14 protein-coding genes and 1 pseudogene are annotated in these 17,056 nt (G+C 50.7%); 11 read left to right on the top strand and 4 right to left on the bottom strand.

Annotated elements, in window-relative coordinates:
• Positions 1–54 precede the first annotated feature (54 nt).
• Entirely contained in the window at positions 55–975 is a 921-nt protein-coding gene (locus ELY33_RS03060; RefSeq protein ID WP_126943772.1) for a LysR family transcriptional regulator, read from the bottom strand.
• A 668-nt stretch (positions 976–1,643) separates the two neighbouring features.
• On the opposite strand from ELY33_RS03060, the gene ELY33_RS03055 reads away from it, so the two are divergent.
• Positions 1,644–3,305 (top strand): peptidoglycan DD-metalloendopeptidase family protein, encoded by a 1,662-nt coding sequence (locus ELY33_RS03055; RefSeq protein ID WP_126943769.1) that lies wholly within the window; start codon positions 1,644–1,646, stop codon positions 3,303–3,305.
• Between the two features lie 116 nt (positions 3,306–3,421).
• Here ELY33_RS03055 and ELY33_RS03050 read toward each other — a convergent pair whose 3' ends face one another.
• Positions 3,422–5,062: a L,D-transpeptidase family protein gene (locus ELY33_RS03050; RefSeq protein ID WP_126943766.1), complete on the bottom strand. Its 1,641-nt coding sequence runs from the start codon at positions 5,060–5,062 to the stop codon at positions 3,422–3,424.
• Between the two features lie 127 nt (positions 5,063–5,189).
• On the opposite strand from ELY33_RS03050, the gene ELY33_RS03045 reads away from it, so the two are divergent.
• The 6 genes and pseudogenes from ELY33_RS03045 to ELY33_RS18035 form a co-directional block, all read left to right on the top strand.
• Positions 5,190–5,915 (top strand): murein L,D-transpeptidase catalytic domain family protein, encoded by a 726-nt coding sequence (locus tag ELY33_RS03045; protein WP_126943763.1) that lies wholly within the window; start codon positions 5,190–5,192, stop codon positions 5,913–5,915.
• A 236-nt stretch (positions 5,916–6,151) separates the two neighbouring features.
• Positions 6,152–7,249: a CZB domain-containing protein gene (locus ELY33_RS03040; protein ID WP_126943760.1), complete on the top strand. Its 1,098-nt coding sequence runs from the start codon at positions 6,152–6,154 to the stop codon at positions 7,247–7,249.
• 114 nt (positions 7,250–7,363) lie between these two features.
• Positions 7,364–8,383, top strand: coding sequence for a patatin-like phospholipase family protein (locus ELY33_RS03035; RefSeq protein ID WP_126943757.1), 1,020 nt, complete (start codon positions 7,364–7,366; stop codon positions 8,381–8,383).
• A gap of 356 nt (positions 8,384–8,739) precedes the next feature.
• Complete coding sequence (locus ELY33_RS03030; protein WP_126943754.1) at positions 8,740–9,426, top strand: SDR family oxidoreductase; 687 nt, start codon at positions 8,740–8,742, stop codon at positions 9,424–9,426.
• A 148-nt stretch (positions 9,427–9,574) separates the two neighbouring features.
• Entirely contained in the window at positions 9,575–10,579 is a 1,005-nt protein-coding gene (locus tag ELY33_RS03025; RefSeq protein ID WP_126943751.1) for an LLM class flavin-dependent oxidoreductase, read from the top strand.
• A 16-nt stretch (positions 10,580–10,595) separates the two neighbouring features.
• Positions 10,596–10,706: pseudogene (locus tag ELY33_RS18035) on the top strand (GNAT family N-acetyltransferase); the annotation flags it as partial.
• 58 nt (positions 10,707–10,764) lie between these two features.
• On the opposite strand, the gene ELY33_RS03015 reads toward ELY33_RS18035, so the two are convergent.
• Together ELY33_RS03015 and ELY33_RS03010 are read right to left on the bottom strand one after the other, a co-directional pair.
• Positions 10,765–11,313 carry a DUF1415 domain-containing protein gene (locus ELY33_RS03015; RefSeq protein WP_126943748.1) on the bottom strand — a complete coding sequence of 183 codons (549 nt, stop codon included), beginning with the start codon at positions 11,311–11,313 and terminating at the stop codon, positions 10,765–10,767.
• Positions 11,314–11,408: 95 nt separating this feature from the next.
• Positions 11,409–12,077 carry a GntR family transcriptional regulator gene (locus ELY33_RS03010; protein WP_126943745.1) on the bottom strand — a complete coding sequence of 223 codons (669 nt, stop codon included), beginning with the start codon at positions 12,075–12,077 and terminating at the stop codon, positions 11,409–11,411.
• A gap of 189 nt (positions 12,078–12,266) precedes the next feature.
• On the opposite strand from ELY33_RS03010, the gene ELY33_RS03005 reads away from it, so the two are divergent.
• The 4 genes from ELY33_RS03005 to ELY33_RS02990 all read left to right on the top strand — a co-directional run bounded on the left by ELY33_RS03005 (position 12,267) and on the right by ELY33_RS02990 (position 17,008).
• Positions 12,267–12,824, top strand: a complete 558-nt coding sequence (locus tag ELY33_RS03005) for a chromate transporter (protein ID WP_126943742.1) — start codon at positions 12,267–12,269, stop codon at positions 12,822–12,824.
• A complete protein-coding gene (locus ELY33_RS03000; RefSeq protein ID WP_126943739.1) occupies positions 12,821–13,351 on the top strand; it encodes a chromate transporter in 531 nt (176 codons plus the stop codon). Before ELY33_RS03005 ends, ELY33_RS03000 begins: the two co-directional genes overlap by 4 nt.
• Before the next feature lie 19 nt (positions 13,352–13,370).
• Positions 13,371–14,978, top strand: a complete 1,608-nt coding sequence (locus tag ELY33_RS02995; protein WP_126943736.1) for a gamma-glutamyltransferase family protein — start codon at positions 13,371–13,373, stop codon at positions 14,976–14,978.
• A 182-nt stretch (positions 14,979–15,160) separates the two neighbouring features.
• Positions 15,161–17,008, top strand: coding sequence for an ABC transporter ATP-binding protein (locus ELY33_RS02990; protein WP_126943733.1), 1,848 nt, complete (start codon positions 15,161–15,163; stop codon positions 17,006–17,008).
• The last annotated feature ends 48 nt before the right edge of the window (positions 17,009–17,056 follow it).

Genomic DNA, 17,056 nt, shown 5'->3' with positions numbered 1-17,056 from the left:
TATTGCTAAAGACGTTTAGCATACGCCCGCTTCCTCGATGCTCAAGCGGATGTTTTACGGCGATTCATTCGAGGAAATCGAATCCTTAGGACAAAGCTCCCTTACCCCTCGCTTCAACGCCTGTGCCATAGCATGAGCTGCGGGACCGGCCCGATCTCGGTCTCTAAATATTAGCTGCATGGGCACCACTCGTATCCCGCCAGCACTGAGCGGTAAAGGTTTGAGCTGCCCACTTGAAAGTTCATCGGCAATACGGGTTTCTGGCATCCAAGCAAATCCTAACCCACGTTTCAGCATGTCTAATGATGTGTGCAAATGGCTCACCGTCCAACGCTGCTCAGCTTTAAGCCAACCCGCATTGGTTGACTGACGTAGCGCTGAGTCACGAACCACTAATTGGCGATGCTGCGCTAGGTCGCGTAAATCCAGCGAACGTCCAATCTGGTGTAACACGTGGCTAGGGTGCGCAACCGCTATAAATCGAACATTAACCAACGGCTCCCCTAAAAAACCTTGCGCTTCAATACCAGAGACCACGAGGTCAGCACGGCCATCGTGAAGCATTTCCGTACCGCCATTTAGCACACTTTCATGCAGCTGCACTCTGACCTGAGGGTACGCCTCTGAGAAGCGCTCAAGTGCTTTCGCTTGGGCAGCGGCTGGAAAAATCTGGTCAATTGCGACGACCACTTCCGCTTCCAGACCTGCAGCCAAACGTGTAGCAACATCTTCTAAAGAAGCAGCACTTTCAATTAATTGACGTGCCCGACGTAGCAAAAGCTCGCCTGCTTCGGTCAAGCGTACTTGCCTGCCTACCGGCTCTAGCACTTGAACGCCTAATTGTTCTTCTAGCTTGTGCACGGCATGGTTAAGCGTAGATGGGCTTTTGTGGATAGCTTCTGCCGCTCGCGCAAACCCACCATGGTCAACAACGGCTGCCAGCATCTGCCACTGTGCAAGAGTTACTCGAGACATTTCGATTCCCTCGACGCTAAACAGCGAAATAGTTCGCTTAATCTTCGAAAATCCTTATAGAATGCCAGGAAACAGCGCTGAGTACTTGCTTGTAAACAATTTTTTCCTATGAATCAGGCTACCAGGTAAGGATGTCTGATACTGCCCCTGCCCCTACCCCTGCCCCTGCCCCTGCCCCTGCCCAACAAATTACCGCCAATCGACAACAAATCTGTCAAACACGGCAAAAGAACAATTCATTACAAAAAAATAAACTTTGATACCCGGTAGCCCTTAAGAACTTTTAAGATAATTACTTAAAAGACATTTCACAGAAGTGATAGACTTTTAGGCATCCTTAAATTATACATTTCTTATACATAATTGTTACAAAAGCATTGCATTGCTAATTTAACCTTTTTATTCTTGCAAACAACGACGATTACCGTTAGTTTCCTATGGTCAATTAGTAAGCAAGCTAATCTCTCAAATCGTTTCCATTAAGTTACTTTTATTAGCGAACGGCGTTCATAAATAAATTTACTTACTCATTACTTTCATATTTCGATGGAAGTATCTTTAGTGTACGGGCATACAGTCTATTCTCGCCTATCGTCATAAGGTAAGGTTCCTGGGTTTACTTTCTTTCATGTTACTTATTTATCACGAACTCGGCGGTCCATTTACCCATGTTGCGAATTCTTCATTCGCTGCCCCGCACGCATAAATTGTTATTGTTACCCGTGGCTACGATGGTCACTGTGCTGGGCACACAAAAATTAGTTACTACTTATCACGACTTAAACCAACCCCACACATCGCTGGAAAGCGTGCTCGTACCGCTTTCCAATGATTCAGCACCTGGGATTCCTTCGTTGCGCCAAGAGCGCACTCCAGTTGCTGAAGCCATCGGTCGCGCTACGCGCGCTATTGATGCCACGCGTGAACATATCCCGCTGCAAGACCTCGCGGCCACGGAAATTGTCGATCTCGACATTATTCCAAGCGCGGAAGCTTCGATGGCTGGTCTCGCAGATGAAACTCATACGAATACCCAGCTTGATGACGGCGCGCTTCACATGGCGGTGGTGGTAGGAACGCTATCTAGCGGTATGCTTGATAACGACAACACCGCATCCGTTGAAATCGCAGATGCCACTTCTTATGAAGATTATGGTGTTGAGTTGTTTGGTGACATTTCATTTCTCGAGATGGAAATTGCTGCAGAAGAGCCCTACATTCCTGAATGGAAAACGCACATCGTTGAGTCGGGCGAAACATTTGCACTGCTAGCCCAGAATAAACTCGGTCTTGGTTACAGCGAAGTGCTCGCGCTGCTGGAGGATCTTCCTGATCCGCGCATTTTTACTCACTGGCAATCGGGGCACAGTTTCGATTACAAATTAGATGAAGATGGTCGTTTACTGTCTTTGCGCATGATGATGAATATTCGAGATGGTGTTCTGCTTGACAGTGAAGGGGAACATTTTGCAGTTACTACCATTGAGCGCCAGGGTGAAGCAGTACAGCGTCTCTATGCAGGAAGTGTAAGCGGCAGTTTTGCCCGCTCTGCTCAAGCCACCGGTTTGGCAAGCAGCAGTGTCACTGAGCTAACTAGACTGCTTGAAAAGAAGCTTGATTTTCGGCGTGACAGCCGCCGCGGTGACCGCTTTCAGGTGCTCGTCGAGTCGGACATGATTGACGGTGAATCACTAGATTCTCGTGTACTGGCCGTTCATTACGAAGGCGAACGAATGGATTTGACGCTTCTTCGTAATACGTCTGACGACAATTTTTATACGCCCGAAGGAAGTAGCTTAGACCCGGCTTTTTCGCGCTATCCGTTTGAAGGCAATTACCGCCTAAGCTCTAATTTTAATCCGCGCCGCAAGCACCCAGTGACAGGCCGAATAAGCCCTCATAACGGAACCGACTTTGCGATGCCTATTGGTACGTCTATTGTCGCGCCAGCCAACGGCCGTGTGGAAAAAGTGGGTAACCATCATGCGGCGGGGCGCTACATTGTCGTTCGTCATGATAATGGCTATCAAACCCGCTATCTCCACCTCTCTCGCCCTCTAGTTTCCGAAGGCGCGCGAATTGAAATGGGTGAGCGCATTGCGCTTTCAGGTAATACAGGGCGTAGCACTGGGCCCCATCTACATTATGAAGTCATCGTCAATAACGCCCCAGTAAACGCGATGAACGTAGAGCTACCTGAAAATACCAGCCTCAGGGGCGATACATTGATTGCCTTCCAGCGCCAAGCTGAGCCCATGCTGGCCGCATTGAATAGCGGTGAAACAGGCACAGTTAGCGTTGCAAACTACGAGCGCCAAGATGAGCAGTAAGCGTTTCGTTCAGCTGCAAACAGTAACGCCGCCCCAAAGGGCGGCGTTACTGTTTTAAAGTTGATCTTTTTAACAGCTGTTTAACACATCAACAGACCAACACGCTATCCGTCGCGTTATGCGGCCTGAGACAAAGCAGCTAACAGGTCGGCGTCACGACGGTAGATGTCATCACGAAATTCCACGTCTCCCTGAGCATTTGGCCAAGCAGTCAAGTAGTGCAATGCCACAGGAATACGCTGAGGCAAATTAACATTACGATCACTTCCACTGCTGTTAAGCAACGAAGATAGCTGATAGCGACTACCACTATCTTGCAGCAATAGCTGCGCAAATTCCGTTACGCCTTCAACACGCACACAACCAGAGCTTAGCGCCCGCTGATCGCGTTGAAACAAGCCTTTCGCTGGCGTGTCGTGAAGGTAGATCATTTCACTGTTAGGAAAACGCACCACTACGCGGCCTAGCGGATTACTACTACCCGATACTTGACGCAGCATCACCGCGCCAGGCCGCTGCCAGTCAATGTTATTAGCATCTAACCGCTCACCGGATAGACTTAACACTTGAATATTCCGCCGTGCTAAATAGCCAGAATCTCTTCGCACCTGAGGCAATACATCCTCGCGCATAATGGTCGGTGGAATCGTCCAAGAAGGATTGACCGTCAAGTGGCTAATTGCCGAATGAATAATAGGCGTTTCGCGCCGCGGGGTGCCAACCACCACGCGGGCATCCCAATGCTCACCATTGGGTCGTACGTAGTGCAATCGGTAACCTGCAATATCAACCCACACCCGCGGCTCATTGGTTTCAGTGGGCTTAATCCACCGGGCCCGCTCTAAGTTGACAATAAGCTGGTCAATGCGCGAAGTGACCGGCGTATTCAACGCAAGTCGCGTACGCTTACCCACAATGCCATCTTGTTGCAACTGATGACGACGTTGAAAGTGCTTAACTGCCCTTTCTAACTCAGCATCATAGATACGTTGATTGCTGACCGCTGATTGAGCTTCTATCTGTGGATAAGCACTTTTATCCGCCGCCAGTAAGTTGCTTTCTCCCCAGTATGCCAAGCGCTGCCGCAGTACGGGAACATCGTCACTAGTATCTCCTGGACGCAACGCCTCATCTTGGCCCGTCAGGTAGGGAACACTGTCTTTCTCGGCCAGCGTGCGATAATAACGTAGCGCATCGCGAAGCTGTGCGTACTCAGCCGATGAAGGCCTTACATAATCAAACACGCCTTGAATATCCCCATTTTCCAATGCATGGACAACACGCAGTAATGAGTAGCGACGTTCAGGCCGGGGGCGGTCCCATTTGGGCTCGACCTCATTTGGATTCACCTTACCCCGCGAAAGATGTTCAAGCGCAAGTAGTAATGCTGTTGTGGCCTGGATATCAAAATCAGCTTGCGCCAACATATCTGCTTGCTGGCTAGCCTGAAATGCATCCAGCAAGGTGTCCGCACGATAATCACTGGGAGCCAAGCCATCATCCTCAAGACTCGTTAACGCGTCCACCAGCGCTTCAACGCGATTGATATCTTGCCAGACGGGCTGTTGATTTAGCTGTTGGTAAAAATCTTCCACAGGCAGTAACGCGCTTGTTTGAGCATCAACACGCTGAGCTAACGCCTGCTCAAGTGAGCCTGTATCAGCTTGCGCGCTGGTGATCAGCTGAGGCGCTTGGATCAGCGCCAGACATAGAGCCACCCCTATCGCCCATCGTCTTGTTAACGTTGTCTCGTTCATGGCTCCTCCTTGCGTTACTATTCATCGTCGCTATTCATCATTGCTATTCATTATTATTACGCTACACCTAATTATCATAGCCGTTTATATGTCTCTTTCGTCGATATCCATTGCAGGATTACACTCTATGTCTTTTTGCCTACGCGCTTCTACCGCCCTTTTTTCGCTTCCACTGGTATTGCTGAGTATTCCTTTACAGGCCGCTAGCTTTTTTTCACAGGCAGCGTCTTCAGCACCTCCCGGCGTTTCGCCCTTGCATCATCAACTACTCCAGTTAGCGCCATCGGCGACACCAGAGGCGCTAAGACTCGCCGCGCAATCAATTAGCTGCGCTGACCCCACCGCTGAGCGTTTAGCCGTCATTGATTACTCGCTTCCTTCTACCGAGCCACGGCTGTGGGTCTTCGATCTACATCAACATAAACTGTTATTTGAAGAGCTTGTTTCCCATGGGCAAGGCTCCGGCGATGCATTGGCAGAGGTGTTCTCTAATACCCCCGAGAGTCACCAGTCCAGTATCGGTCTCTTTCGCACAATGAATAGTTATTATGGCCGTAATGGCTACTCATTACGACTGGACGGCTTAGAGCCAGACGTCAATGATCTTGCATTTGAGCGGGCGATCGTGATCCATGGCGCTAACTATGTTAGCGATGACTTCATTACGCAGACCGGCAGGCTAGGACGTAGCCACGGGTGCCCTGCTGTGCGCGAAGACATTACTTATCCGCTTATCGACAGCTTAAAAGAGAACCAGTATGTGTTTGCTTACTACCCAGATGAAGAGTGGTTAGCGACATCACAGTTTCTGCGCTGTCCAAGCGATAATGCTCCCAACTTAGCCCAGCGCTAACAACCTTCTCAATTAGAATACCCGAGCGGAAAAGTCGCCCGGTTTGTCAGACCGGCTCTTGAGACTGGTGCTTGAGACTGGTGCTTGAGACTGAACTAAAGACACTAAGAAACACAAACCTAAACTGCCCAAGGGACTGGTTTTCATCATTATTACAAGGTAACTCCAGCAAACGCGGCAACCACCTGCAATACTTTGTGACAAAACATCACAAAGCTATTTTGTAGGTACTGGCCATGTTTGCTTTTCTGCACCCTTATCAAACAATCCATCGCCTAGAGCAACAGGTGGCGGCATTGAATGCTCAGTTAGATGCCGAAAGAAAGCGTCCCCGCTGTCGTGCGATCAGCTTGATGACTCCCGTTGAGTCACTCAGCATGCTTCAGGCAAGAGGTGCGGATATGCTTTGCTCGTTGAGCAAAGGCGTGGAAGTGCACGCTCAGCATCTTGCTGCCGAGCAATCTACACTTACCGACACCTTCGAACGGCTTCATAAAGCCGAGCGAACCTTACAGACATTGCAACAACACCGCCAACGCTGCCAGCAAACAGACGCGTATTTGTCGTCTTCTTTAATGACTGAGAAAGCCTTTCACGATATACGCCAGCTAAGTATCGACTTAGGACATAACGCAGGCCACACTCGAGCGTTAGCTATTACTGCTGCCTTGGAAGTCGCCCACTTCCATGAGCAACCGGCAGGTATGCCTGCCATTGTTCGCGATCTGCAACAGATTTCCGAACACTCTCAACAATTAGCTCATCAACTAGCACAGTGGATTGAGCGCACCACATCGCAAGTCAACGAAAATGCAAAAATTCGAAATTATCAGCAGCAGGAAGTAACGGCTTTAACCAGCGCCGCCCAATCAGCCGAGCAGGTAATTGAGCAGCTGATAGACCAATCTCGCCATATGTATAAGGTCATACACCACAGCTCAACTACTGCTTATTTGCACGCCGCCAAACTTGAGCATGCCGTATGGAAAAGTCGCCTTTACAAACAGCTACTTTCTGCCCATCTAGAAGAAAGTTTAGAAGATCATCAACACTGCACGCTGGGGCATTGGTATTTTGTGGGAGATGGTCGCCGCTATAAACACACGAAAGCCTACAAAGCGCTGGCGGCGCCACATAAGCGTTTCCATGAAAGCGGTTTAGAAGCGCTTAAATTTGCCCGTCAGGGTGATCATAACGGCCAGCTTGCGGCACTGGCCGTTATGGAAGAGGCTAGCAGCCAGCTAGCGCTTCAACTTGATAAACTAATGGAGCATGCCGTTTATGAGGTTCCCCTTTCAACAGGACGCCCCTCGCCATTAGCAGATTCACCTTAATGACGTGCTGTGCGTATTTTGTGCTGCGCGCCTTCTTGGCGTACACATATCACACGCTTTTATGCCATGCTGAGTGTCTTCCTCTTTTAATCACCCACTCAGCAGGGAACAGCTATGCCGCAGATCAAAAAATTAGATCTCGCTTTACAGGGCGGAGGATCTCACGGTGCTTACACCTGGGGTGTCATCGACCGATTGCTTGAAGACGACCGTATCGAAATAGAGGGTATCAGCGGAACAAGCGCCGGCGCGATGAATGGTGTGGTCATGGCTGACGCCCTCACCCGCGGCAACAAAGAGACGGCTCGGCAAGCGCTGCACCAGTTCTGGAAAGCAGTTAGTCGAGCGGGCATGGCAAGCCCAATTCGACGCTCGCCATTAGACATGTTAACGGGCAACTGGAGCCTCGACAATTCGCCGGGCTACGTGGCCATGGATCTGTTAAGTCGGTTGGTATCTCCCTACCAAATGAATCCTCTTAATATTAATCCACTGCGCGATATTGTCGCTGAACATATTGATTTCGAACGCGTAAGGTGCTGCGAACAGCTTAAGCTGTTTGTAACGGCCACTAACGTTCGCACGGGAAAGCAGCGCGTCTTTCACCGCGAAGAGATGAGCGTAGATGCGGTCATGGCTTCTGCTTGCTTACCTTTTGTATTTCAAGCGGTTGAGATAGAAGGCGAAGCGTACTGGGATGGCGGTTATATGGGTAACCCAGCGCTATTCCCTTTAATGGAGGAGTGCAGCGCACGAGATATTCTGTTGGTGCAAATTAATCCTATCATCAGAGAAGAGGTTCCCACCTCTGCGTCGGCCATCATGAATCGCTTAAATGAAATTACCTTTAATTCAGCCCTGATTAAAGAAATACGCATGATTGCAATGCTCAAGCGCACGCTGGATGAACAAGGGATTGAAAACTGCTACCAACAGGCACTCTTCCACCGTATCAGTGGCGAACAGGCGCTGGAGGATCTCTCGGTGTCTAGCAAAATGAATTCAGAGTGGGCATTTCTATGTTATCTGTTTGACCAAGGACGCGACGCCACCGAGCGCTGGCTAGAGACGAATTTTGAAGCAATCGGTAAGCGCTCAACACTGGATATTGACGCTGTTTATTTGCACGAATAACCAGCTCTCACGTGTCGCAATTCTTTATCACGAGCGCCCAACTTGGTGACAGTGAACCGCTAGGGTGGTGTCTATTCAGATCTATTTGCCAAACTAGGCGGCTTAAAAGATCGAGTATGCTGGCTGTTCATCGCTTTGGCGTATGAAGGGATAGCGCTCATTGCTTTTCCACAAGTGAAGATGTTAAGCCCTTTATCACGAAAAAAGCACTGCAGGCCCTTCGATATTCGATCTCTCATCCATGCTTAAACGCAACAAGAAAAGTATGCACGCTAGCTAAAAAACGCGTTTGCAACAATGAGGGCTATTAGCCATTCTGATACTTCATCCAACCGAATGAGCTAGGAACCCATACTATGCAGAACCGTGTCTTGATGATCACTGGTGCCTCAAGCGGAATTGGTGCCGCCACCGCGCGAGCCGCCTCACGTGAAGGCTACAAGTTAATACTTGCCGCCCGCTCTACCGACAAACTCACTGCACTGGCCCAGGAACTTGGCCCAGAAAACGTGCTGACATGCGCCCTTGATGTCACCAACATGGCACAGCAGCAAGCCATGGTCGACCAAGCGCTTGAAAAATTTGGGCGTATAGATGCCGTCTTTGCAAACGCTGGCCGCGGAGGGTCTCCCGGCGGTTTCAGTAGTGCGGATCACGACGCCTGGCGCGACATGATCCTAACCAACATTTACGGCGTAGGGCTGACGCTTCAGGCGTGTCTTCCCGCGCTAAAGCGAAGCAAAGGGCATGTATTATTAACCGGTTCATCGGCTGGGCGAACCACCATTCCAGGCTCGATGTACAGCGCCACAAAGTGGGCTGTAACGGGTATAGGCTATAACCTGCGTGAAGAACTTCGCGGAACAGGTATGCGCGTTACCTTAATTGAACCCGGCATGGTCGATACTCCGTTTTTTGATAACCCCCCCGAGCATGCGCTTGTAGATCGCGATATTGCCAACGCCGTCATTTATGCACTTTCTCAACCAGCGCACGTCGATGTAAACGAAATTTTAATCCGGCCAACACCACCCACTGATTAATCGGCACTGACTTACCAACGCTGATTTACCAACACCCCTGACACCTTGCATTTCTATTGCCGTGCCCACATAACACCGGGATACCTAGCGTGCTAATTAACTGCACGAGTAACTTTAGCCAACCATTTGTTTTTAAGGCAGGTGTCCCATGAGTCAACTCGCTAACACCGCTCTTTCCGTGCTGGATCTAGCCCCGATTCGCCAAGGCGGTAGCGCTGAAGAAACCTTTCGCAACAGCGTATCGCTAGCTCAACGGACAGAACAGCTCGGCTATACCCGTTACTGGCTGGCTGAACACCACAACATTGCTGGCATCGCGAGCGCAGCAACTGCCGTATTGATTGGCCATGTTGCTGGGCAAACCTCCACCATCCGTGTCGGCAGCGGTGGCATTATGCTGCCCAACCATCCGCCCCTGGTGATCGCTGAGCAGTTCGGCACCTTAGAAACGCTTTACCCTGGCCGGATTGATTTGGGTCTAGGCCGTGCGCCTGGTTCTGACGGTGCCACCATGCAGGCAATGCGGCGCAATGCACAGGCAGGCGTTGATGACTTTCCACACCTGTTAAATGAACTGCGCAGCTACTTAACGGATGCCGACCCACAGCAACGCGTAAAGGCCGTACCCGGACAAGGCACCCACGTGCCTATCTGGTTACTTGGCTCTAGCGGTTATAGCGCGCAATTGGCGGCAAAACTTGGGTTGCCTTTTGCGTTTGCAGCACAATTCGCGCCTGGTTACTTATTTGAAGCATTACGGCTTTATCGTGATAATTTCCGGCCGTCAGAGCACTTAGACAAACCCCATGCCATGGTGGGGCTGCCCATTATTGCCGCAGAGAGCGATGCCATGGCTCATTACTTGGCAACGACCTCTCAGCAGAAATTTCTTAGCCTTATTCGTGGGAAACCAACGCAGTCGCTGCCCCCCGTTGAACAGCTCGACTGGTCACCGATGGAACGCTCTCAAGTTAGTCAATTCCTAGGTGCTGCCATCATTGGTGGGCCTAACACGGTCAAAGCAGAACTAGAGGCTTTTCAAGCGCGGACAGGAGCCGACGAGCTAATGATCAACAGCGACTTTTACGACCATGCCGACCGCTTGCGTAGCTACGAAATCGTGGCAGGCATCGCTCGGTCATCACTCAACTAAACGCAAAAGAAAAGGCGTTGCCCTGTGGCAACGGCTGGGGTTCGCAATAGTCGGCACTATTCCCAATACCTATCGGCATGCATCCCTTGGTTTAGTCGGTAGCTACGCGATGTATAAAGCGCTTTAATGGTCACGTGATAAAAAAGCGATGCTTATAGGTCGGGCATCATAAATAAGGCATGGGCTTATTTAAGGCAGCGCTGCAATAACTTTTCAGCAGTGTTGCTGCCTAACGCGGTTAAATGGGCAATATTGCGCTCAGGGATTTGCGCCGTATCACCGTAAAAAGCAATGGCTTTTTCAACGCTTTCCTCGCGCAGCAGATGAACCATCGCATAGGGAGAGCGGTTGGTGTAATTGGCTGCGTCTTCAGGTTCAGCATCGGCAAAGCAGTAGTCAGGATGGAAAGTTGCCAGCTGATAAATACCTTCATAACCCAGTTCAACCAGCAGGCTCTCAGCCAGCTCGACATAATCCAGGTAGTGATCAAAGCTTTTAAACAGCGAGGGAAACACCAACAGCGTGGTTTCCGTTTCAGGGTGTTCGTTTAACCACTCCACTTCGGTAATAAGTTCTTCCAGTGCCACGTCGACTTTTTTTGACCGTACCACTTCAACCCGAACGTTACCCCCTTCAAGCTCACGTTTAGCAAACGGGCAAATATTGTGTTCGACAATAAACGTGCGAACCCATGTTAACGTCTGCTCCGCTATTTGATTATTCGCCTCTTGCATTATGCCTGTTACCTTACATTAAAGTAGCTACAACCACGGCTATAAGCTCCCGTGTACCAATAGAAAGAGTGTACCTGCAAGAACATGCAAATGCTTCAGGCGTGCGCTTGGTACCGTGCCAGCGCCACCTCATAAGACTTATGGATATGGTCATCCATTAAGGCCCGAGCCGCTTTGCCATCTCGATTGAGCGCCAACTCAACCAATTCGTGGTGCTGCTCATCCAGCTCTTGACGTATAGAGGGCATTTTAGGCCCCAAACGGCGATAGCGATCAAACTGGTCGTGAAGCTGTTCTATAAACCGAAGCAACCACACCGATCCACAAGGCGCGACCAGCGTGCGATGAAACTGGGTGTGCAGACGCTCCCACTCCTCTCCTTTATCGAGTGACACATCCGCACGCCTTAAGCGGTGAGCCGCCGCTAATAAGTCGGCTTCCCACACCGCATCGCCGTGGATAATAGCCCGCTCAAGCGCCATTCCTTCAAGTTCTATGCGCAAATGCGCAATATCATCCAATTCCTCCCGCGATAGCTTTGGAACTTTAAAGCCGCGTTGATTTTCTTGGATTAATAACCCATACGCTGCCAATTTATTTAACGCTTCACGCAGCGGGCTAAGCCCTACTTGGTAATGCTCTTTCAGCGCATTAATGGCCAGTTTTTCTCCAGCCGCAAAGCGGCCGCCTACTAAATCTCTGCGCAACGCATCGTAAATAGGACTGGAAGCGGTATCAGCGGGAGGTTGGATGTGTTTGTTCATTCCGTGATCCTTTTGCGTGTCTTCGCGACCGCGTCTGTTAACGGAGATTCTACGACCATAGGTTGACGACTCACAACCGGCTACTTATATTCTATTTTAGATAAGATAATCGATTTTTTATAAAATAAACGATAACTAGGCAAACCTGATGCTTTTAATTGAAACAACGACTCTAATGGCAATGGGCACATGAAACAGTCGGCACTCTTTTGGGCTTTCTTCCGCGTAGGCATTTTTGGTTTTGGTGGTGGCCCCGCCATGATACCGCTGGTACGTGCCGAAGTCGTTACACGACACAAGTGGTTAACCGATGAAGAATTTGCCGATGTACTTGCCATTGGCAATACGTTGCCTGGACCTATCGCGACTAAGATGCCCGGCTATATCGGTTATCGGGTTGCTGGCGTTAGTGGCTGCGTAGCGGCGGTTGTTGCCGTCATTCTGCCAATGATCGTTGCCATGATTATTATGCTAGGCATTTTTAGCCGCTATCGTGACGTTGCCTGGATACGCGGCATGGGGCAGGCAGTCGTCCCTGTCGTTATGGTCATGATGGGGCAGTTGACCTGGGATTTTTTCGACAAATCTCAAGCAGCCCTTGGCTGGCTGGCGAGCGCGCTTATGGCAGTCATCGCAGGCGGGCTAATTTATTGGTTGGGCGTACACCCTGGCTGGGTAATTAGCGCCATCCTGCTAACCGCTTTGCTGCGGCCAACGGGTAAAAAACCTAGGGAGGGCTCTGCATGATCTATTGGGAGCTTTTCTTAGCGTTTTTCATTCCTAACATTGTTGGCTATGGTGGCGGCCCTGCAATTATTCCTCTCATTGAAGCCGAAGTGGTGGGTCGCTATGGCTGGATGACCTCTCAAGGGTTTGCTGAAACCTTGGCACTGGGCAATGCTCTCCCCAGCCCTATTGCGACTAAAATGGCAGGCTATGTTGGCTATGAAATTGCTGGCATTGGCGGCGCATTTGTGGCTGTTTCCGCCACCGTTATTCCCTCTTTACTGCTGATGCTCGGTGCATTGGGGTTACTTTATCGTCACCGTGACTCTCCTCGCGTCAAGCGTATGAGCCAGTGGGTACGCCCGGTAATCGCCATAATGATGGCCTGGCTAACCCTTGGTTTTTTGCTAGAAAGTTTAAACACCAGTGGTGCCATTCATACGCTGATTATTGGGATTGCTGCCGCTATCGCTTTAATACATTTCAAAACACACCCCGCTTTTGTTGTTATCGGCGCTTTGATTTACGGCGCACTTTTCATTAGCTAACAAAAACGCGAGACCCCCTATGCAAAACGATGCACTCTTTTACCCAAGCGCTTCACGTCGCATGGCAACGTTTGGCAAACGCGGTATGGTCGCGACCTCTCAGCCTCTGGCTGCTCAGGTAGGTATCAACATTTTACAACAAGGTGGCAACGCCATTGACGCTGCCATTGCCACGGCGGCGGCGCTCACCGTGGTGGAGCCGACCTCAAACGGTATTGGTAGCGATGCCTTCGCCATTGTATGGGTTGATGGCAGATTACATGGCCTTAACGCCAGTGGCCCTGCTCCTCAAGCCGCGTCTATCGATGCCTTTAAGTCGCTAGGGCTCGACGCGGTGCCTAACCACGGCATGCTGCCTGTAACCGTGCCTGGCGCGCCGGCCGCCTGGGCAGCGCTTTCTGAGCGTTTTGGTACGTTACCGTTTGCGCAATTGCTAGCCCCAGCCATCGCCTTGGCTGAAGAAGGCTTTGCGGTAACGCCCGTTATACATCAAATGTGGCAACACGCCTTCCACAACTATGCCACTTACTCCGACGCAACCTTTAAGCCCTGGTTCGATACTTTCGCGCCAAATGGTCGCGCCCCTCATCCTGGTGAGCTGTGGTCGTCACCTGATCACGCAAAAAGCTTAAAAGTCATTGCTGACACTAAAGCAGACGCTTTTTATAAAGGCGAACTGGCAGATGCCATTGATACGTTTTCTCGAGAGCATGGCGGCTTACTGCGCAAAGAAGATCTTGCGAGCTATCAACCCGAGTGGGTAGACCCCATTAGCGTTCGCTATAAAGGACACGATATTTGGGAAATTCCCCCCAATGGCAGCGGTATGATCGTGCTCCAAGCGCTCGGTATGCTAGAACATTTAGAAGCGTGTCCAGGTGATACCATAGAGACCCTCCACCGCCGCATCGAAGCCACGAAACTGGCTTATATGGATGGTTTCAAGCACATCACCGAGCGTGCAGAAATGGCCCCTAGCACCGAACAAATGCTAGATAATGGCTACTTAAAAGCCCGCGCCGCGCTAATTGGCGAGCAAGCCGTCGACCCTGCCCATGGCAACCCATTACAAGGCGGCACTGTCTATCTTGCTACCGCCGACAACGACGGCAACATGGTGTCGTTTATACAGAGTAATTTTGAAGGCTTTGGCTCTGGCGTGGTGGTGCCCGGCACTGGCATCAGCCTGCAGAACCGCGGTTGGTCGTTCTCCCTTGATCCTCAGCATGCCAATGCCTTGGCCCCCGGAAAACGCACCTATCACACAATTATTCCAGGGTTTATCACCAAGGATAACCAAGCCGTAGGCCCGTTTGGCGTGATGGGAGGCTATATGCAGCCCCAAGGCCAGCTACAGGTAGTCACGGCCATGCTGGAAGACCACTTAAACCCGCAAGCCGCATTGGATATGCCGCGCTGGAAGTGGACAAAAGGCAAAACGGTTGAGGTTGAAGCCGACTTTCCTAATCACCTTGCCCTAGCGTTGGCACGACGCGGGCATCACATTGTGAAAGTAGCCGATTCGATCAGCTTTGGCCGCGGTCAAATTATCATTCGCGACCCAGACACTGGGGTTCTGCAAGGCGGCACTGAACCTCGCACCGACGGTGCGGTGTTGCCTCTTTAGAACACCTTTCAACACTGTGTTTCCAGCACCGTGCTGTTCAATACCGCGCTTCCTAAAACAGTTTTTTCTAAAAAAGTGCTTCCATGCCTACTACTGAGCAATCCCGCATAAATAGTAGGCTGGCTATCAACGTTAAAGCACCTCATCATGTTAGCCACTTTTACAGGTTATGTTGCTGACCAATGACACCACCCTCTTCTGCACCCCCTCACTCCCCTTTCAGTGGTTTCTTTAGTGTGTTTCGCTATAGTCGGAGGGCGCTTGCGCTGGTGTGGGAAACCTCGCGCTGGATGATGCTAGGCTTAGCGATATGCACCTTGATAGCTGGGGTGCTGCCTGCGGTTGCCGCTTGGGTCGGCCAACTGATTGTGGATGGCGTCGTAGCGGCAATGGAAAGCTATCAGGCAGCTAGCTCACCTAATCTTTGGGAAACGCTCACCCCGGTATTAGGCTTAGTGGCTCTGGAAGGATTGATTATTGCGTTTATTGCCCTGGCTCAGCGCGGGCTGTCAGCCCAGCAATCGCTATTGCGTGCGCTGTTAGGCCAGAAAGTCAATGTAATGATTTTAGAGAAAGCCGGCACGTTATCACTCAGTCAGTTTGAAGACTCCGAACTTTACGACAAGCTCACTCGTGCACGCCGCGAAGCATCTACACGCCCGCTTGCCCTGGTAAATAAAACCTTTGGGCTGCTACAGAATGCTATTTCGCTGGTCAGTTTTGGATTCCTACTGGTGCAATTCTCGCCATGGGCGATATTGATACTGATAGCGGGAGCGCTGCCGGTATTTCTCTCAGAAGCTAAATTTTCCGGCGATGCCTTCCGGTTGTTTCGCTGGCGTTCTCCGCAAACCCGCATGCAGATGTACCTAGAAACCGTGCTCGCCCGGGAAGACAGTATTAAAGAAGTAAAGCTGTTTGGCCTAGAAGGCCTTTTCCTACAGCGCTACCGAGATATTTTTACTCGTCTATTTGCCGAAGACCGCCGCCTAACGCTACGCCGGGAAAGCTGGGGATTTATCCTCGGCTTGCTGGGCACGCTCACGTTTTACGCCGCTTACGGCTGGGTGGTGGTCGAAACAGTGGCAGGGGCACTTACCCTGGGCCAAATGACCATGTACTTAATGGTATTTAAACAGGGCCAAGGAGCGTTATCGGCAAGCCTGACGGCCGTCAGCGGCATGTACGAAGATAACCTTTACTTATCGAATCTTTACGAATACCTGGAGCAACCAACGGAAACGGAAGAAGGCCAGCTCACCCAGGGCACCACACCAGGAGACGGGCTTCGCTTTGAGCACGTCAGCTTTTCTTACCCTGGTGGCAGCGAAGTATTGCACGATATTTCGCTGCATTTAGCCCCAGGCAGAAGTATTGCGCTCGTTGGCGAAAACGGCTCGGGAAAAACCACGCTAATTAAGCTCTTAACACGGCTTTATCGCCCCACCAAGGGAAGAATTTTGTTAGACGGCAGCGACCTTAATCACTGGAATACTCAGGCATTACGGGAACGGGTTGGGGTTATTTTCCAGGATTTTGTACGTTATCAGCTTTCCGTAGGTGAAAACTTGGGCGTTGGTGATACGCATGCCTTTGGCGACGAGCAACGCTGGCAGCAAGCTGCCCACGATGGCATGGCCGATAGTTTTATCGACCGCATGCCACAGGGTTACCAAACCCAGCTTGGCCGCTGGTTTAAAAATGGCCAGGAACTTTCAGGCGGTCAGTGGCAGAAAGTAGCCCTATCGCGCGCCTATATGCGAAAAAATGCTGACATTTTAGTGTTAGATGAGCCAACTGCTGCCATGGATGCCGCAGCGGAAGCAGAAGTGTTCGCTCGTTTCCGCGAGCATAGCCGCGATAAAATGACGATTTTAATCTCCCACCGCTTCTCGACGGTGCGCAGCGCCGACCAAATTATTGTGATTGACCAAGGGACAATTATTGAACGCGGCACCCATGAAACGCTGCTAGCAGCGAATGGCCAATATGCGTTGTTGTTTAACCTTCAGGCAGAAGGCTATCAATAAAAAAGCCGACCCAGTAGGTCAGCCAAGCTGATGAGAGCTGCTCGGTAC

Origin of the sequence: Vreelandella andesensis (assembly GCF_003989795.1) — a bacterium.
GTDB lineage: Bacteria > Pseudomonadota > Gammaproteobacteria > Pseudomonadales > Halomonadaceae > Vreelandella > Vreelandella andesensis.
The sequence above is the reverse complement of the archived record's forward strand: the minus strand, read 5'-3'. Positions and strand labels throughout refer to the sequence as shown.